This is a genomic window from Acidisarcina polymorpha, from assembly GCF_003330725.1.
GTDB lineage: Bacteria > Acidobacteriota > Terriglobia > Terriglobales > Acidobacteriaceae > Acidisarcina > Acidisarcina polymorpha.
This window is the reverse complement of record NZ_CP030840.1, coordinates 6,680,715-6,699,849: the sequence shown is the minus strand read 5'-3', so window position 1 is coordinate 6,699,849 and position 19,135 is coordinate 6,680,715. Positions and strand designations below refer to the sequence as shown.

The 19,135-nt window shown below is 54.7% G+C and carries 17 protein-coding genes; 5 read left to right on the top strand and 12 right to left on the bottom strand.

The window, feature by feature from the left end:
- Positions 1-104 precede the first annotated feature (104 nt).
- Together ACPOL_RS33780 and ACPOL_RS36640 are read left to right on the top strand one after the other, a co-directional pair.
- A complete protein-coding gene (locus ACPOL_RS33780) occupies positions 105-386 on the top strand; it encodes a helix-turn-helix domain-containing protein (RefSeq protein WP_161571176.1) in 282 nt (93 codons plus the stop codon).
- Between the two features lie 237 nt (positions 387-623).
- Entirely contained in the window at positions 624-980 is a 357-nt protein-coding gene (locus tag ACPOL_RS36640) for a helix-turn-helix domain-containing protein (RefSeq protein ID WP_414633327.1), read from the top strand.
- Between the two features lie 19 nt (positions 981-999).
- Here the strand turns inward: ACPOL_RS36640 and ACPOL_RS28720 are convergent, their stop codons facing one another.
- From ACPOL_RS28720 to ACPOL_RS28700, 3 genes are all read right to left on the bottom strand, one after another.
- Entirely contained in the window at positions 1,000-1,734 is a 735-nt protein-coding gene (locus tag ACPOL_RS28720; RefSeq protein WP_114210206.1) for a response regulator transcription factor, read from the bottom strand.
- A gap of 868 nt (positions 1,735-2,602) precedes the next feature.
- Complete coding sequence (locus ACPOL_RS28710) at positions 2,603-2,833, bottom strand: siphovirus Gp157 family protein (protein ID WP_114210205.1); 231 nt, start codon at positions 2,831-2,833, stop codon at positions 2,603-2,605.
- 567 nt (positions 2,834-3,400) lie between these two features.
- A complete protein-coding gene (locus tag ACPOL_RS28700) occupies positions 3,401-4,345 on the bottom strand; it encodes an NADP-dependent oxidoreductase (protein ID WP_201758998.1) in 945 nt (314 codons plus the stop codon).
- Between the two features lie 225 nt (positions 4,346-4,570).
- Here ACPOL_RS28700 and ACPOL_RS36635 point away from each other — a divergent pair, with 225 nt between their 5' ends.
- Positions 4,571-4,717: a winged helix-turn-helix transcriptional regulator gene (locus tag ACPOL_RS36635; protein WP_114210203.1), complete on the top strand. Its 147-nt coding sequence runs from the start codon at positions 4,571-4,573 to the stop codon at positions 4,715-4,717.
- 396 nt (positions 4,718-5,113) lie between these two features.
- Complete coding sequence (locus ACPOL_RS28685; RefSeq protein ID WP_114210201.1) at positions 5,114-5,854, top strand: nuclear transport factor 2 family protein; 741 nt, start codon at positions 5,114-5,116, stop codon at positions 5,852-5,854.
- Positions 5,855-6,088: 234 nt separating this feature from the next.
- On the opposite strand, the gene ACPOL_RS28680 is transcribed toward ACPOL_RS28685, so the two are convergent.
- The 4 genes from ACPOL_RS28680 to ACPOL_RS28665 all read right to left on the bottom strand — a co-directional run bounded on the left by ACPOL_RS28680 (position 6,089) and on the right by ACPOL_RS28665 (position 10,989).
- Positions 6,089-7,471, bottom strand: a complete 1,383-nt coding sequence (locus ACPOL_RS28680; RefSeq protein WP_114210200.1) for an FAD-binding oxidoreductase — start codon at positions 7,469-7,471, stop codon at positions 6,089-6,091.
- Positions 7,472-8,078: 607 nt separating this feature from the next.
- The gene (locus ACPOL_RS28675; RefSeq protein WP_114210199.1) at positions 8,079-8,987 is read right to left on the bottom strand and encodes a PhzF family phenazine biosynthesis isomerase; all 909 of its coding nucleotides are present in this window, start codon (positions 8,985-8,987) and stop codon (positions 8,079-8,081) included.
- A 192-nt stretch (positions 8,988-9,179) separates the two neighbouring features.
- The gene (locus ACPOL_RS28670) at positions 9,180-10,232 is read right to left on the bottom strand and encodes a DUF2235 domain-containing protein (protein WP_114210198.1); all 1,053 of its coding nucleotides are present in this window, start codon (positions 10,230-10,232) and stop codon (positions 9,180-9,182) included.
- Between the two features lie 325 nt (positions 10,233-10,557).
- Positions 10,558-10,989 (bottom strand): lysozyme inhibitor LprI family protein, encoded by a 432-nt coding sequence (locus tag ACPOL_RS28665; RefSeq protein WP_114210197.1) that lies wholly within the window; start codon positions 10,987-10,989, stop codon positions 10,558-10,560.
- A gap of 873 nt (positions 10,990-11,862) precedes the next feature.
- On the opposite strand from ACPOL_RS28665, the gene ACPOL_RS28660 reads away from it, so the two are divergent.
- A complete protein-coding gene (locus tag ACPOL_RS28660) occupies positions 11,863-12,789 on the top strand; it encodes a glycoside hydrolase family protein (protein WP_161557615.1) in 927 nt (308 codons plus the stop codon).
- Positions 12,790-13,504: 715 nt separating this feature from the next.
- Here ACPOL_RS28660 and ACPOL_RS28655 read toward each other — a convergent pair.
- From ACPOL_RS28655 to ACPOL_RS28635, 5 genes are all read right to left on the bottom strand, one after another.
- Positions 13,505-14,017 (bottom strand): cupin domain-containing protein, encoded by a 513-nt coding sequence (locus ACPOL_RS28655; protein ID WP_114210195.1) that lies wholly within the window; start codon positions 14,015-14,017, stop codon positions 13,505-13,507.
- Positions 14,018-14,265: 248 nt separating this feature from the next.
- Entirely contained in the window at positions 14,266-14,382 is a 117-nt protein-coding gene (locus ACPOL_RS36630) for a hypothetical protein (protein ID WP_414633397.1), read from the bottom strand.
- Between the two features lie 65 nt (positions 14,383-14,447).
- Complete coding sequence (locus ACPOL_RS28645) at positions 14,448-15,839, bottom strand: DUF418 domain-containing protein (protein ID WP_114210193.1); 1,392 nt, start codon at positions 15,837-15,839, stop codon at positions 14,448-14,450.
- Positions 15,840-15,890: 51 nt separating this feature from the next.
- The gene (locus ACPOL_RS28640; protein ID WP_114210192.1) at positions 15,891-16,820 is read right to left on the bottom strand and encodes a helix-turn-helix transcriptional regulator; all 930 of its coding nucleotides are present in this window, start codon (positions 16,818-16,820) and stop codon (positions 15,891-15,893) included.
- 146 nt (positions 16,821-16,966) lie between these two features.
- Positions 16,967-18,652 carry a M20/M25/M40 family metallo-hydrolase gene (locus ACPOL_RS28635; protein WP_236657098.1) on the bottom strand — a complete coding sequence of 562 codons (1,686 nt, stop codon included), beginning with the start codon at positions 18,650-18,652 and terminating at the stop codon, positions 16,967-16,969.
- Between the last annotated feature and the right edge of the window lie 483 nt (positions 18,653-19,135).

Sequence of the window (19,135 nt, the reverse complement as noted above, 5' to 3'; positions counted from 1 at the left end):
GCAAGTGAAAGCTCGTGGCAAATCAGCAACTATAGTTGCCTCAAAGGGATATACACAACTATAGTGGTTATTATGAAGTCTCCGTCCCGCGCAACCATGACAGGGTGGGCAAACCGGTCGGAGCTGACGAGAACCGCAAATCGAAGACTCCACGTCAGGTGTTTGGGCGTGCCGTCACAGAGCTGCGTGTGTCGAGAGAACTGTCGCAGGTCTCCTTGGCTTCGGCCCTTGGCTATAGCACCAATTACCTCGGACAAATTGAGCGCGGTGCTGCGAATGTGACCGTCGATGTAATGGCAGCGGTCAGCAGCTACTTCAAGTTGTCGATTGGGCAATTCTGGTCGTACGCCGAGGGGCTCCCGACTCGACCACAAAAGAAACGATAGTTCGCCGAGATTTGACCAGCCCGGCTTCCCTGAATGCAACGATTGATATGAGCCCATGAGGGGCGATCTGCTTTCGGTACTCACCCGAGAGATCCTCAGCTCTGTCATTCGCGCCCTTTTCGTCGAACGGCCCAGCAAATATATTTTGGTTACGAGGTTTATTGATCTCTTCGCGCCCCTGAGCCTGGCGCGCGAGACTGGTTAGGTGCTCGCTGGAGTCAGGCCATAAGCACTATAGTGCCACAAACAAAAGGCACTATAGTGCCTTCGCTGGCGGCGCCACTTAGAAAGCATTGCTATGTGGCCAAAAGAGAAGAACGTCCTAGTGCGTCATTAGAGCAGGCATTTGGCCAGATTCTGCAGGTGTTGAGGAAGAAGCAACGTTTGTCGCAGATGGATTTGGCTGTCGCAACTGGCTACAGCTTGCGCTATATCGGCGATATCGAGCGAGGGACAAAGAGCGCGACAATGCGAACCATGCACGATTTGGCCACACTGTTGAATGTGAGGCTCAGCGTGTTGGTTGTCGAAGCTGAGCGCTTATGGGAGAGCGACACGAAAACAAGGAAGCGCACTCAACGTCCAAAACGATAGCCATTTGACGGTGCATTGATCAGGAGCTCTGACTTAGGCTTGAGGGAGCCAATTTGAAGCCGCGACCTTTCACGTTCTCAACCAGATCCTGTATCTGGTTTTCATCAAGTTTCTGGCGAAAACGCTTCAGTGCGCTGTTCAGCGCAGCCGATGACTTCTTGTCCCCTTCCTGCCACAGCTTATCCAGTATCTCCTGGGTAGGAACCACCCGTTCCGGGTTCGCCGCCAATAACTCCAGTAGCTCGGTTTCTCTCGCCGTCAATGGGATCGGCTTTTCATCAACAGCCAGAACCCGGGCGGTCCGATCGAGTACAAACCGGCCTATGCCAAGCCGGCGCGTGCTGCTTGGGGCCTTTCTCACGTCACGGTCATAACGTCGAAGGTGCGCATGAATGCGGGAGAGAAGCGTCGATTTCGGGGCGCGCTTCAGGATGAAGTCATCTGCACCGGCATCGAGAGACGCCGTTTCGTACCACTCGGCCTCAAGCGCCGTATACATCAAGATCGGAGTGTTCACCTTCGCCGCTCGCAATTCGCGAACCAATCCTGTGCCGGAGGTTACTTGCGCCCGGGGCTGTTTCGGTATGCTTAGGTCAAAGTCGACCAAGATCAGATCGAATCTTGTCGTGCTCACGGCGGTATGGGCAGCTTCCGCGTTCTCAGCGATTTGAACCGAGAAGCCGAAGCCACGAAGAGTGCGCTGCAATCCCGTCGAAGAGACAAGATCAGCATCCACTAGAAGTATCGTTTTCATAGCACCTGCATGAAGATGGAGGCATCCAAGGCGGATGAGCTACTCTGCTCGCTGTTGCGACTCTATGAGCGCCATTATAGGCGGAAGCCCGACGGTGCAAAATAGCGAAGATGCAAATTGTGCGCATAACGAACCGCATCGAACAAAAGAGCGAATTGTGTTGTTCTGGGCTCTCACCCTTTATGTTGGGGTAGTAGCGCTGGTTTGAGCTTGTCAGACCCAGACGGCCTGTGAAAGCTTCAGTCCGACATTATGAGCGGAGCCTATACCTCGGGTACTCTTGGAAGAGGTCCAGTCATCACTGCTGGTTAAGGGTCTGATTGAGATCATTTCAATAGACCTTCACCAAGGCTCCATCCATCGGTAGCCGACGCCAGCGCAGAAGTCCGCTGATCTTTGATTGTCAAAATACGAAGGAGTAATCGTGCTCGAATCGATTCTTACTCAGATTGATGCTGAGATCGCACGTCTGCAGCAAGCAAGAACTGTACTATTGACGCTCGACGTACCCGTTCGCCGCAAGCCAGGCAGGCCGGCGAAGACGGTGTCCGTCGCGGCGCCGACACCCGCGAAACCGAAGAAAGGATGAGTGCCGAAGCGCGAGAACGAGTCAGGCACGCACAGGTGAAGCGCTGGGCAGTAGCAAAAAAGTCTGCCATTGCTAATGGAGCTCAGCCTGTCAAGAGAAGCAAGAGAGCAGCGGAAACTTCCAACGAAGGTATAGCGCCTAGCTTGTAGCAATCAGGGGATTTATTAGGCGGCCCTGAGATGGGACCCGCGTTGGACGTGGGCTCCCGGCACTTCTTCCTGTCTTGAAGCAGCAGCCTTGATTGCATCCGAGTCAGGTTTGGCTTCGTGAACACACCTCTCAAGGGTTTTGCCTCAGGTCTTCCGGCAGCAGCGAAAGGACGGTTTCCCCAAGGACGCCGTCGATCCTCGCCTCGATCCTTCGATACGCTGTCGGGATGGCCTCCTCGTCGGTGACCTTCACGGAGTCCTGGCTGTTCTTCTGGATGCGAAGCGTGAACTCTTGGCCCTCGACCTTCTTCAGATCACGGCTTAGGAGGTCGCGACTACTTTGCCATTTTCCCTCATCCATGGATATGCTGTTTGATCCGGACGGCGGTACAGATTCGCGCCGGGCAAGTAAAGATCTACACCGACAGAATCGTGGAGGTCGACTGGGTCCGGCGCTGTAGACCAAGTTCCTCCAAAGATGTCAGGTGATTGATTTCCAGCTGCAAGGTCGGCCATCCCCCCGAGGAGTGTCCTGTTAGAAGGCGTCCGCTCGGCTTCGCGTCCATCCTGTACTTTCGCTCCATCTCAGGAATGCATTCGCTGACCACGCCGCGCCCCAAGGCCCATCATTGACTGATTCCGCAAACTCATGCGTGCCTTCGGCCAGAGATTCGTCCAGCATGACCCAGAAACTTGGAGGCATCTTCCCAGCAACCATTCGCGTGCGCAGCGCCTTGCCCTTGATGAGTGCGTAGTCTAAATTGCCCCCAAACTGGCAGCCCAATAGGCGGTCGGATATTTGTTTGCGGAATGCGCTGTAGCAAAAAGCACTTAGTCAGAGCCGTCCTAAGAAATAACTAAGTGCCACCATTACTCTTGAGAAATCTCACCGTCTCCATGCCTGCGTTCATCACTTCAGGGTATGCCTTTATAGTGAGCCGGCTACGATCTCCAGGACGATTTTTCCGCGCGTGCGTCCAGCAGCAGAAAGCTCAAGGGCTTGCTTGACTTCCCGGAGCGGTAGCACGGTGGCAATATGCGCCTTGAGCTTGCCCGTGTCTACCAGTTCACGGATGAGGCCCAGTTGTTCAGCGTTGGGCTTGCATTGGACCCGCGCGACGCTCACACCGTACTTCTGCGCCTCGTCCTTGGGAAACGCAACCACCGTCGCTAGGAAGCCCCCCTTCCTCAACGTGCGGAATGCCTTCTGGAAGGTGTCGCCACCTACGGTGTCGAACACCACGTCCATGTTGTTAACAACCTCTTCAAAGGCTTGCTTTTCGTAGTCGATGAACTCGTCCACGCCCAAGCTCGGCACGAACTCCTCATTTCGCCCGGATGCCATGCCAGTAACCTGCGCACCTCGGTCCTTGGCGAGTTGAACAGCAAGCGAGCCGACACCCCCCGAAGCGTTGGTGATCAGAATCTTCTGTCCGCTGCAGAGTTGGGCTACTTCGAACATAGCCTGCCATGCCGTTAGCGCGCCCAGCGGCACGGCCGCCGCGTTCACGAAGTCCAGGCTGACAGGCTTGAGCGCAAGGTTTGCTGAGTTGGTGACCGCGTACTCGGCAAAGCCACCGCACTTGATCGTGCCGAAGACTGCATCGCCTGCCCGAAAATTCTTAACGCCCTCACCGACCTTTTCCACGGTCCCGGCGATCTCACCGCCGAGGTAGATGGGCAGAGCCATGCCCATTCGCTCGCCTGCTCCATCGCGGATCTTCCAGTCCACAGGATTCACACCCGCCGCGTGGATTTTGACCAACACTTCTCCAGAGCCCGGCTCAGGACGCTCAACATCGAGGTACTGGACGACATCGTTGCTGCCATACTCGTAGATGACTACCGCCTTCATAGTTGGATTCATGGACATGTTGTGCAACTCTCCTTTTAGGGCTGCAAACATCTTCTGCCTGCAATTGGGCGTTGAAAAGTAGTGACGTTATACCGGTAGGCCGACTAAGAGGATGGACATAAACGCTGAGTACGGGCAGGGAGGTCTCTAGAGTTTCGCCGCTCACTACAAGTTCATTCGGTGCGAACAGTACCCGCCCTGCGAAATAGCCTGAATGCCTGACTGACCCGATAGCGACGACCAATTCTCTGCGCCATACGATTACATCCCGTGCGTTTGAGTGCACTCAAGCGCAAGATACCGTCTGCATCCAAAACGGCTCTGACCGACAACTTGCGTTTACTTGAGGCCCGAGTGGTGGTACGCCGCGACCTCAGCCGTTCGGTTTGAATAGATAGAATAAAAACCTGCTTGGCAGCTATCTGAAAGACGTGGCCTCGAACGAGGCAACAGTTGCGGCGATGCCCTCAGGCCGCCTGCATCGGGACTACCTGACCGGAAGGTGCCCTTCGACAGCCGGCTGATGCCCGAATAGCGGGGTAATTAGGTATGTTGGAGGAAAAGCCCCGTGCAAGTCGGTCCGAGAGACCAGTGTTCAGCGAGACCATCTGAGCGTTCTTGGCAGATGAGCTTGAAGGGGTTTGAGATTCTTTGGATGCTGCTCACACTCGAAGATTCGCCGCGCATATCATTAGGGTTGTTGCTCCGGTTCAAGACGAGATCCGTCAACATTGGGAAACTTGCCGAAAGCTTTGCCCTCCGCCTTCGGCAAAATAAGGAAGAGTCATGTCAATTTCTTGGTGCCTTGCACCGTTGCTCGCGACAGCTGCGGTACTGCTTTCGCAACCGGATGACGCTAAACTGAGAGCAGAGCTTCGCGCGAAAGATGAGGTTTTGCTGAACGCGGTACATCGAGGAGATCAGATGACCTGGGCGGCGGTCACCACTGAGGACTTCCTCTATATCGAGGATGGTCAAGTTCTAACCCGAAAACTCTTTCTAGAACAACTCAAGGAAGATGGTTATACTCCTCTGATCATCCGCACATTTGAGGTGCAGCGCATTGGCACAACCGCGATGGTATTGCACTTAGATGACGTGCCGACACGTCCACTTCGTGATAGACGCAATAGTCACCTGCTGTTTTCGGAAACATGGCAGCTGACGGGGCGAGTTTGGAAGCTGCGCCGAGTGGATATCACGCGCCTTCGAGTAGATCCTCCGGCCATCACACTCAGTCGCGAACAACTGGATGACATAACAGGGACGTATAGAGCATCCGGAGAGACTTGCACGATCCGTCGTGAAGATAATCGCATTCTTGTTTACCGTACCGGACAGCCTACGCAGGAATGGAAAGCTGAATCTCGCGATTTGTTCTTTGCGCCCGGCGACGCACGATCACGCAAGATCTTTTGGCGTTCTCAAGACGGACGAGTCACTGGTTTTGCCGACCGAGATGAGAGCAGTGAAGTAGATTGGGAGCGCCAGCTCACTCCAAGTGCAACGATCGCCCCGGAACGATAAACCGAATTAGCGGTCGCACCGGGGATAGTCTCAGAGATTCTCCCTGACAGAATACTGAGCCTATGCAGCGTCCGGTTGGGGCAAGCCCGGACCCTCCGACGTGACAAAACAAGCGGAAGATCTGCCGCTGGAACTAGCTCTCCGCGCGCGAGCCCAACTACAAGCTATCCAGATCGCTGCAGCGCAGTTGGTTATCCCGCATCCCTCAAGGCAATTGATACCCGCTCTAATGACTCACGGCCGCAGTCGAGCCGTAGCGCTGCGGAACCGATCGTGGGGATCAACTTGCAGCTTGATCGCCCGAAGTCTCTCCGCAGCTTGGCCGTAGAAGCGTTCGACCCGTTCCGTGTCTGAAGGAGCAAGGAAATTGACGTACCCACCCGGCATGGCCGATTTTTCGAGACTGCCGGCCACGTTGTCCAACCACTTGCGCATGATCTCCTCGCCATCCCTGTCACTAGGCTCTGACATGCCACAAGCGGCGGCGACATAGTGATCTTCACGGAGCGCAAAGGCCGTCTCCGATAGCGGAACTCGGGAAGCGTAGCCATGAAAGTCGTGGAGAAATAACCGGGCCCCAAGGGAGGGCATGGTTTCGGCTCCCTCAAGACATGTGTCCACCACTGCACCATCAAGGCGGCTGAGGGATCGGGTGCGGGCGCCCCAAACCTTTCCCCAAGGCCAAAGTTCACCCCTATCCAGTGTTTCGCGAAACGGCACGAGCCCCACATTCGCCACCTGGGCGCCTGGTAGGTCGCTCAACACCTTGAGAACAGCCCGTCCTTCTTCTTCTAGACCGTTCCAAGCGAACTGGAGCGACAGGATGGCCGGTCCATCGTCGACTTTTGCAAAGACCGGTGTAAGGCCCAAGCGATCCGGCTCTTCATCGAGCAAATCCTGAATGATCATCAGCGGACGCCTTCCCGACGACAGCGGAAAGTTGATTTGCGTGCTTAGTACGTGCGGACAAGAGTAGGTCGCAAGCCTTGCGGAAGTCACGACACCAAAGCCGTTGCCTCCGCCACGAAGCGCCCAAAAAAGGTCCGGTTCGTGCGTCGCATCTACGCTCACCTGCTGACCGTTGGCTAAGACCATCTCAACTCCGAGCAGCGCATCGCACACGAGACCATAGCTACCGGCTAGTAAACCGTAGCCCCCCCCCGTCGCCGCGCCAATCAAACCTACGTTTGCGTTGCACGTGGTAGGTGTCACGATATCCGACGAGAGCCGGCTGAGCAGACGGCTGGTGGTCACGCCACCACCGATGCGCGCGACCCGCGTTACTGCGTCATAGTTAACATTGTCCATGTGGCGCAGGTCGACGACAAGGAAACCTGCCCGACTGTTGCGCGCGAACGCATCTTCGCGGCCGCCGCAGACGCTGACCGGAACGTCGTGATCTGCAGCGATCTTCAATGCGGTTGAGACCTGCCCCGCAGTGCGGCACTCTATGCGTGCAAGCGGGCGCTGTGCCTCGGCGATGTTCCACGGTCCAAAGTCCACGCCTGGGTCGTCGCTCCCGCCAAACACATCTGCTCCCTCGAGGTGAGCGCGAAGATCTGTTGCGAGCTGCGCGCCTTTGTCTATCTCAATTTGCAACTTTGATCCAGTCGACATGGCCGTTTGATCTCCTCCTGAATAAGCTACAGCGTTTTGTTTATGCCTTCTTGGCGTCGCGTCATTCGGCGGCGCACGCTGCTGATCGCGACTAACGTTATCTCGCGACTCGGAGATATCTGTTGAGATGACCGCCAAGTTCTAAATGGCGATGGCAGTTTCGGCCAAACACCCTCTTGATCCGGCCACACCTGCCTGGCTATTAGTTATGGAGTCTCATTCGCGACGTGACCAGCTGATGGAACTTTGGAAAATTGCAGCATCAACCAAAGGTGTGTCCCGGCGGGGGTGGTCTCGCCTGGCCTTTTCCTCGGCCCAGGGTATGCAATTTTTGCGGCTAGGGGCGGACTGCAACTAGCCATGGTTTACTGCATGTCATTAAGTGCTGACAACAAGCCTAGTCACTTGTTGACGTGTATCCTGCCCATCACAAAGACGGTGGCATCACAGAATCTCTGGGGCGCTCGAAGAGCGACTCGCCCCCTGCCGTCCACGCCTCGGACAATGGTCGTATTCGCTGCTTCTGAGATTCTTAAGACAGTGCCTGGACAATGTCTCTATTAGTTCGAAGCCGTTGGCTTTTTCCGATGAAGGTAATCGCTAAGGATTACGGAGCCACCATGATTCCTTTAAGTGTAATGACAGCCTCCCCAGCAATTCTGATAGCGATTGGCACATCTGAAGACGAACGCGTAGCCTCAACTAGTACGCGTCCAGGCCGGCCGACTTCCAAGCCTTGACCCGCGTAGAATGAAGCCACCCCGGTTTCGTCGCCCGACAGAAGATCGTGGTGAACGAGATAGGCCCCAAGGCAACCGCTCGCATTCCCAGTGACGGGATCTTCCGGAATCCCAATGATGGGCGCAAACATGCGACCGTGGGAGAGATTGCCTGGATCGGGATCTTCCATCGTCCAGGTGTAGTAGCCGTTGCAACCAATTCGAGTGCTAAGGCTACATAAAGCATTCATGTCTGGGGACAGACCCGCAATTTTCTTTCGGCGACGAACAGGAATGACGACCTTTGAATGGCCTGTTGAAACGATTTGGACTGGGCTATTGCTCTCTACATCGCTTGCTGCCAGACCAAGGGCCTTCAGCAAAGCGTCCACCTGCTGGCCTTCCAGCGGAGGGGAGAAGTTGGCAAGCTGCTGGTGCATCCAGATCCTGATCACTCCATCGAACTTCTCAGATTCAACAGCCAGCATTCCGGCTGCAGTCTGCTGCCGACGCGTTCCAAGTGGCGCTCCTTCTACTGCCAGGACGTAATGAGCAGCGATCGTCGCGTGGCCGCATATAGGAACTTCGGCAGTGGGCGTGAAAAAGCGCACTTCAACGTCTCCGCTCGGATCGCTGCTTGGGAAGATGAAGGCAGTCTCCGATTTGTTCATCTCGCGCGCCATGAACTGCATGGCGGTAGCCGAGAGACCCCGCGCGTCGGGGACAACGCCAGCGGGATTACCTCTGAATGCCTGCCTGGTGAACGCATCCACCTGATAGATCGAATATTGCTGCACGTGCGTGCCTCCATCTTTTCTTGGAACGGCTCGTCAGCTCAGTTGTGATGATGAAGGATGCTTACTTTCAAGAATACTCAGGATCGATTCTGGCTTGTGTCGTCGGCAAGGCCGTGGGCCTGGGGCTGAAGCCCGCGGTGCTTTGAGCACATTCCGAAAAGTAGCCACCCTTAAGGAATTGCAAGGCCAAGATTATAGCTCTCCGGCAGGAATGATCTCCGTCTCCTTGTAGGCTTCAGGCGGAGTATTTAGGTTTTCGGGTTTATATTCTGGCTGCATGCTGGCAAACCGAATTTTCACTGTATTTGCCAGCACTGCGTTCGCCGGCACTGTGCGATGTTTCCAAGGTCCCCACGGTATGAACTTCCACTCATCGTGACTCGGTCCTAGGGGATTGAAGGGCATCGGCGAAAAACACTGTTGAAGGCCTTCCTCATCAAACTGCAGCCCACAAGACTTCGCGTTGTCTACCATCCAGCGCAGGGTGATGTTGGAAAGCTGACATTCTGAATAGCTTCCTCCTACGTCGCAATGAGCTCCCGGAAACCACACCTGTTCCAACTGTGAATCGTTATCCCTTTGGCTCCCGTCAGCATTGGTCCAAAGTGTTGGTTTGAATTGCGAACGACGTTCGTCGATTGACACCGCTTGAAACGCATTCTTTATGCAATGGCTCAAGCTCGTATCTAGAAAACCGTACTTCTGTTGGTCGAATTCGGTGAAGAGATGGCCTGGAATGCCGAGTGCGCCAACAGTGTCCCAGACACCAACCATACGCACGTCAACTTCCGTTAGACCGTATTCATCGACGAGGGGCACTTTCGCAGCCTCTCGCTTGTCATGGTCAGTGATCCTGTACACATCAAAAATGCGCTTGACTGTCTGATTATCTAAATTCTTGGTCGGAACACCAAAGAGAGCTATCATGCCGGCCAAACTGCGAGCGGTATAAGCTCCGCGACTAAACCCGAAGACGAAGATTTCGTCGCCCGGATCCCAAACATAAGAGAGGAAGCTATAACCGTCTTGCACCTTCTGGAAGAGACCATCGCCCATCGCACCACCCAAAAAATGTTCGAATGGTGTGCCGTCTGTTCCCACGCCACTGTCGTAGTACTTCAACTGCGAAGGTTTATCCCCCAAGAGCATATAGAGTTTACGGACGTTCGTATCAGTTTGCATTCCGGTAGAACCATGCGGTGAATCCCATGTGCCATCCGCACACAGAATAATTTTCTTGTTCACAAAATCTCCTATTTTGGAACCAACGTGGTTTTAGCGCGCCTGCCATTCTGCCGACGTAATGTCGGTGATCATCATCTTGCTCCTCCACTCCAAGCGTTGGATGATGCAGCGAAGAGAGGCGGCCAATCAGAATCTGCCATGGTCAGGTTGTTTTCTGCCTTCGTGTGTGGTCGGGACACTGCTTCATTCGAAAGTGCATGGCCACTGAGTACAGGGTGGCAACTTCAGGACAGGATGACCGAACTGCACCGCAATGTCGGTCCTCTTCGTGAGCTGAAGCCCCGGGGACGTCTCGGGCTGCGGCACTGGGCCAAAAACAGGCAACTCAGCGGGCGTTACGAACCGCTTCCAGCGCTTTCACGCGCGTCTTGGTCATGGCGTACACGCAGTCGCCATAGGCGTTGGGCTCGCCGGTACCGCCGAGCATTGATGTGCTTTGCAAGCTACAGTCCGTGTCCCTGAATGCGATCCAGGCCCGCTCTGCCGTGACGAGGCGCTTTAGGATTTCGGCGTCGTCTCTGGCTTCATCTGGCTTGGGATGTTTCAGCGCTTCGGCCCAGGCCTGATAGACACTGTTCAGCCGGGCGTCCGCGAAGATCTGGGCGACGGAATTGCAGGCCATAACGTGCATGTTGCTGCTGTCTCTGGCCACGCAAGCCTTGAGCTTGGCATCGGTCTCGGAAAAATCCGATGGGCCTTGAGCCAGCGCGCCGGCGCAGGTCAGTAAAGCACAAACGCCGATCAGGATAGATTTCATGGCAGTCCCAAACACCCTCAGTTTAAAGCAAAAGACTTGACGTTATGTCGTGCTATCTGCGCACAAGACTTCACCATACTGCACGGAAAGTAAAATGTCAGCAGAAACGTGGTTTGTAGAATCTGCTTATTGAAGTCAGCTATCCGGCTGGTACAGTCACAGTTCTTGTTGTGTTGTAGGTGAGACTGACCCCCCGAATTCCAATCTTGGCCGAACGAGTGTGCATTTTGGCAGAATCGAACTGTGACACCGCTCGCTACGTGAATCTAATCTTAAGCAGGTGACGGCACTGTCCCGGAAGCTGGCCGAGATGTGGCTAAACATGCAGAGTTGCTTCTCTAAACAACCTTTCGGTCGCGTTAAAGATTGATTGATCACTGGCTTCGGGCTTGAGATTTCGAAACCGGTAGTTCCACTCCGTCTCTATGAATATCCCGCCGGCGAGTGTGATCAAATGGGTCGCGCCAAATCGCCAGCCAGTATAGCCAGATGATCTGGACCAGCGCTATGTCCTTTTGAGACTCATCGACAAAACAGTTTGAGGTATAAATGAACCCGTCTTTCTGCCTACACGGCTTGCGCACAATTGCATACCTCTCAGTCATCGCCACCTCCATCGTTGGCACGACCTGTGCCGCACAGGCATTCGATTCGACTGCAGACTCACTGCGATTGATCCCACTAACAACCATCAATTCGAGTGGTGATGGCTATATGGCAGACCCGCAGCCAGTTCGACTGGACAGGGCAAACGCGCTGCGCGAGGTGATTATTTCCGGAACGACCCACGCCGTCCTACAGTGTTCTTTTCCAGTTCTTGCGGAATGTTTTTCGTCTAGGTCACTACGCGTGACCGGAGGCTCACTCCAGTCAATGATTGCGGCGGCAGGAGGGCAGATCACGAATATCCAAAACATCGATCTTTTTCAGAACGACCGGGGAGAGTGGCATGCTGCAGTGACCATTGGCATACACACGATGGCCCATCCGAAACACTGGACTGTGGTGGCGCATGCACACCCGGTCGGTCCAGTCTCGCCAGATACGCCTCCAACTGACTGGGCCGCTGACTCGCTGTTAGCCGGTTCGCTGACTGAAGCAAGCAATGGCAACTATGACGGCAAATATTACGAAGAAGACGGACGTCTGTATCTACTCTATGTACGCGGCATCGCGCCTCCTCCCGCGTTGCGCAATGAGATTGTCCTGCAACCAATGCAGACGGAGACAGAGATCGCATCGGTCCCTGCGTCTGTTCTATTAACTCCCGGCGACCGCGACGGCGAGTTGAATTCCGAATGGTACGCGAATACACAGGCCAAGCTAGTGGAAGCCCCTTATCTCAGCCGAGTCGCCGGTAAGCACTTGCTCGTATACTCGACCGGTGCCTATCTCACCGAAGGTTACAAAACAGGCGTGGCGTGGTCTGACTCGCTCATGCCGGTGGGGAATGGCAGATACCGAAAAGTATTGCTGCGTGATGCCGGAAACGTATGGGGCCAGCGTGGGAGACTCGAAGTCCGCTATCTGCTGCAATCGCAAAAGCCACAATGGCCCAACTTTGTCGGCAAACAGGTGGTGGGTCCCGGTGTTGCTGCCGCGCTTGCGGCGCCCGACGGACAGTGGTGGCTCTACCTCAATGGATTCGCCCCTGGCGATATGCCTGAAGGCGCTGACGGCAAGGTACAAGGTTCGCATCGACGGCCCTTCGGACTGCGGCTACGAATGAACGTGCCATCTGACCGTCGCGTAGGTGAAGTAAGCGACAGCGAACTCGCGAATTGGATTCTGCCACAGTGACGGAGACACCTATCCTCGGCAGACGTATGACACAGAGAAAAGCGGCCCACAAAATGACTATGCTTCGGAACGGCCGTGGATACAGGAGACCGTATTCAGGGCTGCTCTCGAAGTAAGTGTGGTCACACCGGGAAGAATTCGTTGCATTTAGCGCCGATGGCCTCGGCGATCGGAACAAACGCGTGGTCCCGGTGACCTACGGTTCTGAACGGAGGTATGACTATGACATCCAAGATGCACGCTGAATTGGCGGCACTGGGCCGAATCTTCCATTCAGGAGCAATCTGCGAAGAAGATTGGGCTGTGCTGCAAATTCATTTGGCCTATTGCGACGGATGCCACAGGGCGTTCGTTCCCAACAAATCTCGATTCCTAAGCGTCATACTATAAATACGAATGCCTCCACAAAACTCAGTGATTGATTCCTAGATGGCGCGGACGCCGGCGAGTTCGGCGAGACCGAGCGGGCCCGCCAGACTGATCGCGGACACACGTTTCGGCAGTCGCTCCATCGTCGTTAGACTAATCTGCGTAGACCTTTGCTGCGCATGAAACGCGGTCGATGCTGGATTCTTCCTGCCCACGCTCTTGGATCCTACGAGATTCGGTCAGAGCGACTTTTCCGCGCGCGGGTGATGTGCCCCAAAGTCACTGACACGATTTCAAAATCACCCGCATGTCGGTTCGGCGTGGCGAGACCAGCCGACAGCCATCCTTAACCGAACTTGAGCCCAATCGCTGCATTCTCTTCAGGCGTGGCGAACCAACCATGAGTTTCCGTGGCGAGATCTTTTATCTTTTTTAGCATGGCCTGTCGCGGTGTTCCTTGTTGCAGAGCATTTTTGCGGTACTCAATGACCTCCAAGAGATATCGAAACACATCGCCTCCCGTAATGATGAGACAGACGCAGGGAAGAGAAGAGCTATTTCGCCAGGCGTGCTTCACATTGCTGCCGATCAAGGCAAGCTCACCTTGGCGTACTTTTTGCCAGGCCCCCTTTCCCCCAAGATCCTGATACATCTCCATCTCACCTTCAAGAATGTAAAAGCATTCCGTATCAGCATGTGCATGGAGATGAATATTCCCGCCCCCTTCGACAGTACCCCGCAAGAACGCAAGGGAGCGCGAACCCGTGAGTTCTGGTGATGCAAGAAACTGAATCCCGGAATGCCCGGTTTCCTGCATTGTTACTGCATTCGTGTCCACGACGACGTCTTGAGGCTTCATCCAATCTCCTTAGTGTCAGAACTGCAATGAGTGTGACTGCTTCGTCAGACTGCTAACAGCTTCAGAACTGCTCCCCATCTACCGGCCTTTGTCGCTCGCAGCGGCGTAGTTGTCAGAAAGTGACGGTAAGTTTCGGTGTCGGGAACCCTCTTTCCATGTTCCACCACGGAAGTGCAGAACGTAAGATAGCTTCCAAATCAGCAATTGCAGCTTGCCTGACTTTAGGGAGGTTCTCGAGGATGGCCTGCCTAATTACCACCGCCCAGCAATGAAGGGGGAATCAGCGCCCCCCGGAGTGTCATCCCAACATCGGTTACCGCGTAAACCAAGCGCGGCGGCACACTTGGGTATTGTGTGTGGTTTATGATCGCGTCCGCCCAAAATGTTCAGAGTCAATGTGAACCTGGTCTTTGCAGTTAGCCTTCCGCGCTTATCTTTGTCTACTCGTAGTGAGTAGCATCGGCTGACGTTTCGAGTAAGTCAGGGAGCGCCATAGCCATTCCAGCGGGCCGAACGCGAAGACACGCAGCCACAGAGAACTAGCGATCAGGTTCAATGCCCAGATAGCCGCCACTACGACGTACCACTGGTAGTATTCAAGTTTGCCGTATAGTTTCCATGGACCCCAGGCAAAAAGGAATTGGCAGAGAATGGTGGTGAGGATGTAGTTGCTGAAGGCAGTACGACCAACAAAGGCGACTCGCCCAAGAGTGCTCCGCAAATGCCCGCTTCTGACCAGAAGCAGCAGAATCGAAGTGTTGGCGAGCGTTCCCGCTACCACCTCTGCGGTGTAAGGAATGGCCAGCCATCGGTCAAAGGCAGCGACCGCGAAGCCTGACTTAAAGACTTGCCAAATCCCGAAGAGAACGAGCGGAAGAGCGAGAGCATAGCCGGCAATCACTAATGAAAGATATGCCTGGACCGGAAGCTTGTTGGTCAAGTATCCAGATTTGTAGAGACCCATTCCAGTGACCATGGCACCGAGCCACTCAAGAAACCAGAAGGTTGGAAACTTCAGTTTGAGTATCGCCACTTCCGTGGTGACTCTGGTCGGCCATCCAGCCAGAAAACCCAATCGGCGGGTCCGTAGAGTCTCTTGAATGGCTACTGCACCCGCTTGTTGACGTTTTGAAGCGTCCTCTAAGAGCGCTCGCTGTGCAAGCGTCGCGGAGGTGCCAGCGGCTTTGGCAGCGTTAAGCTGACTCTCTGTGCGCAACGTCGCGGTTACGTCAAATGCCCGTGTACTGCCGAACGTTCCACCTACCAGCCAGAGGATGAGACCCAACATAAGCAGCATACGGGCGCCGAGGCGGCGCAGCGGGTAAAGGAAGATTAGTGCCATCGCTGAATAGTCGATCAGGATATCCCCGAACCACAGGATAAAGCCGTGGCAAACACCAAAGACGAGAAGCCATAGATTACGGCGGTAGTAAATGCTCCTCGCGCGCCTTAGAGCGGAGCGCTTTTCAAGTCGCTCTGTCAGTAGCACCACGCCCGCGCCGAAGAGGATGGAGAACATGCTTCGCATCTTGCCTTCAGCAAACATCCACTTGAGCACGACAATGGTGTAGTCGATCCGGGCATGCCAGCCGCTGAAAGCGGGACGGAGTAGGCCTGTGGGAATGTCCCAAAGAGACTCAGGTCCCGCAAAGTCCTCTATATTAAGCATGAGGATGCCCAGTAAAGCTACGCCCCGAAGGACGTCTAGTGTTGGTAGGCGTTGGGTCTGATGTACGGGAGCCTCAGTCGGTCCAGCCTCTACTTCGGGCGTCCCAGGTGGCAGCGGTTCGATTGAAATGGAAGTAAAGTTCTTATCGGGCATCTGCCGTGAGACTATCCGTTCGGCGGAGCCATCACTTTCGTAAAAACGCCATCAAAGCCTACGGCGATACTCGCTTGGCGTTAGGCCCAACTTTTGACGAAATGCGTAGGTGAAGTGAGCCTGGCTGGCAAACCCACAGTCCAGGGCAATGTCAATTAGGTTCAGAGCGGGCTTCACCATCAGTCGGCGAGCTTTTTCCATCCGCAGATCCAGTACGTATTGATGTGGAGAACGACCTGTATTTGAACGGAAAGAGCGTAGCAGATGCCGTTTGCTGTAGCCGATCTCAGTTGCCAGTGTGTGCAAATCCAGATTGGTCTCCGGTGTTGTCTCCAAGCGATTACTTAGACGACGCAACGTGTCGGCATCTATTTTGTTTTTCAACCATACTCCTCCGCTCGCCCCGCGGGTTATATCAAACAGCCGTGTTCGGAGGGAACGAATCAAACGATTTGCATAAAGGCGACCAGAGTGTCCGCCACGCCTCGCTTCGTCGCCCAACTTTTCGAGAGTGTGCTGTAAAGGCTTATCCATAAAACAACGCTTGTCCTGAGAGATGACGCCATCTGCCACGCTACGCGTGTTGCTCTCATTTAGGATCTCTTGCGAGATCTCATGCTTGAAGTCCGGGTCTAAGGCACAAATAAGACCGTAGGTAGGACAGCTCGGACGCACTGCTGGGAGAGCACCAGCTGTGTAAAGGGACAGGGTGCCGGGGTGAACAAGCTTAGGTACAAAGTTTCCATTGACATCTGGGTGATCGCAGCGGAGCGTCTCCGCATTGTTCCACAGACAAAGAACTAAGCCACTCAACTCCGACGCTGGCCACTCGCCGGCAGGAAACTGATGCTGCTCCAAGAGAAGGCCGGCCCAGCCTAGGCCACGGCTTGAAAACATAAGCCGGGACTTGCCGCGCATAAACTCGCGGATGGCCCGAGTCTTCTTGCACGTCGCAACGGTGTCTGTTTCTGATATCTGCATTGACTAGATCATTTCCCACTGAGCTTATGTTCTGGTCCACGTGGCCGTGGCCACCTCTCATTCTGTGATCTGTTCCACAGAAAAACGCATCTTCCTCATCCAAAGCCTCCCCTTATTCAGATCAGTTTTGGTCGAAGACCAACATTTCACCTGGTACAGAAATAGCGAGGCCGATCAGGTCTTGACTCATGCAAATCTTTACTTGCGTGTGTCTTAAACAATCGGGAGGGAGGCTCTGAATGCGCCGGTCGGGGCAGCATGGTGTCTCGCATCGCGGTGTTGTACAAGAAAATAGCCTCGATCACGGCTGCCTGCTTAAGATCCGGCTCACTGAGGTGCTCATAGGTATCCAGTGACGTATGGTGTGTGCGGCTGACGTAGTCCCGTGGATCCTGAATGAACTGAAAACCCGGCAGGCCAGCCAGTTGAAAGGCGGCATGATCGGTGGCTCCAAAGTTGCGCGTGCTGATCGTGGTTAGGCCCAGATCGCCCAAGGGCTTCATCCACTGGGAAAAGATATCGCTCACACCTTGGTTTCCTTCGGTATAGATGCCCAGTAGCTTCCCGGTACCGTCATCCATGTTGTAGTACGCATCGAGCAAAGCTCCTTCGGATTTTGCGGTAGGAGGAGCGACGATCGGCTTCACGATGTTCACGGTAGCCGCATCATCAGGGCTGGACGAAAAATGTATGTCCGCAAAATGCTTGGCAACATAGGCCTGAGATCCAAGGACACCTTGCTCCTCACCACTCCAAAGTGCGATTCGAATGGTTCGGCGTGGCTGCACGTGCAGAGCGTTGAGGACACGCATTGCCTCGATGGCCACAGCTACTCCCGCACCATTGTCCGTCGCGCCTGTGCCGGCATACCAACTATCCAAATGACCGCCGACCATCACAACCTCATCTTTGAGTTTGGGATCGGTGCCTGGGATTTCTGCAAGGACGTTGTAGCCCGGTACGTGCTCATCACCAAAGTGCGTGGCAATGTTGAGGCTGACCGTTACAGGAACTTTGTTATCCAGAAGCCTCTGCATCCGCCCCCAAGCTTGCGTCGTGACGACGGCCTCCGGGATCGGTTGCTTATGATCGGCGCGATATACCGACATTCCAAGGCTATCGAAGATATCGACATGGAGAGCGCCGTCGGAACCACCGGGAATCAAGACCGCGACAACACCTTCGTCCGCAAAAAACTTTCCAACGTGTTCGCGGAAGGCAATGCTCTGGAAAAACTTCCGGTAAAGAGCCAGCATGGCCGGTGTGGTTGCATACTGATCGTTCATGTCGCCGTTCAGCGGATACTGAGCGATCTCCGCAAGTTTTTCGGCTGTATCGTGCACCATCTCCGGACCCTGATTGGCATCGAAGGGTGCTTGTTCATAGAGCACGATTCTGCCTTTGAGCATGCCCTTCCAACGTGCCAGGTCATTTTCCGACGTCAGCTCGGTCAGATGGACCACCTCCGCGTTTACCGTGCCGTTTGTCGAGGGCGACCACGGAGTCGCTTGCGCTACGAAAACGCTGTTCGCGGGCTTGACCAGCGCCAGGGACGTGTTTATCTGTGTCCATGCCATGCCGAACTCGCCCCAGCTTTCATGCCGTACATTCTTGCAGCCCATAGTCGTGAGCTGACTGCGTGCCCAATCATCCGCACGCATCATCGCAGGCGAGCCTGAAAGACGCGGGCCGATGTCATCCGAGAGGCCGCCTGCATACTCCATGACATGCGAGTGATTGAACTCCTCGTCGCGAATGCGCGAGTACATACCGAGATCGAGCTTTTCCGGTGTGGTCGCTGTAGGCTCGCCGGCGCGGACCGGATCAGCCACGCGCTGTGCTTCAACAAATCTCGTAGCCGGGATCGAGATCGATAAGAAAAAACCCGTGATCAAGAATGGACAGGAAAAAAACTTACAACTACTTCCAATTACCATTGCGGCGATTCTCTCCCTAGGATGAGGCGATGAACTTCTTTGAATCGAAGTGGCCCGCTCAGGTTCCGGTTTAGGTATGGCTAGAGTATTTAGTGCCACCGGTGCATGAATCGGGAAAAGCAAATATCAAAATACTTCTGGACTACGAAATTGTTTGACGACGAGAGAAAAGCTATCGATGGCTTCATCGCAAGCACTTGTCACTTATTGCGCTGATGTTGTCCCAATCGGCACTCCGGGTGGTAGTAGACACGCGCGGTGTCGGCTCAAAGCGGCCGGCTCTTTCCTGACGCGAGTCATTCAAGTTGACTACTCGCCGAGTAGTGAGCGCATTTTGTTTTGTTCTGAGTGGGACTGACCCATGTATTCACTTGTGAC

What these genes read in the sequence shown, in the direction of transcription:
- ACPOL_RS28720 (WP_114210206.1), bottom strand. Translation starts at nt 1,734, where the DNA reads ATGAAAACGATACTTCTAGTGGATGCTGATCTTGTCTCTTCGACGGGA.
- ACPOL_RS28710 (WP_114210205.1), bottom strand. Translation starts at nt 2,833, where the DNA reads ATGGATGAGGGAAAATGGCAAAGTAGTCGCGACCTCCTAAGCCGTGAT.
- ACPOL_RS28700 (WP_201758998.1), bottom strand. Translation starts at nt 4,345, where the DNA reads ATGTCCATGAATCCAACTATGAAGGCGGTAGTCATCTACGAGTATGGC.
- ACPOL_RS28685 (WP_114210201.1), top strand. Translation starts at nt 5,114, where the DNA reads ATGTCAATTTCTTGGTGCCTTGCACCGTTGCTCGCGACAGCTGCGGTA.
- ACPOL_RS28680 (WP_114210200.1), bottom strand. Translation starts at nt 7,471, where the DNA reads ATGTCGACTGGATCAAAGTTGCAAATTGAGATAGACAAAGGCGCGCAG.
- ACPOL_RS28665 (WP_114210197.1), bottom strand. Translation starts at nt 10,989, where the DNA reads ATGAAATCTATCCTGATCGGCGTTTGTGCTTTACTGACCTGCGCCGGC.
- ACPOL_RS28660 (WP_161557615.1), top strand. Translation starts at nt 11,863, where the DNA reads ATGATTGCGGCGGCAGGAGGGCAGATCACGAATATCCAAAACATCGAT.
- ACPOL_RS28655 (WP_114210195.1), bottom strand. Translation starts at nt 14,017, where the DNA reads ATGAAGCCTCAAGACGTCGTCGTGGACACGAATGCAGTAACAATGCAG.
- ACPOL_RS28645 (WP_114210193.1), bottom strand. Translation starts at nt 15,839, where the DNA reads ATGCCCGATAAGAACTTTACTTCCATTTCAATCGAACCGCTGCCACCT.
- ACPOL_RS28640 (WP_114210192.1), bottom strand. Translation starts at nt 16,820, where the DNA reads ATGCAGATATCAGAAACAGACACCGTTGCGACGTGCAAGAAGACTCGG.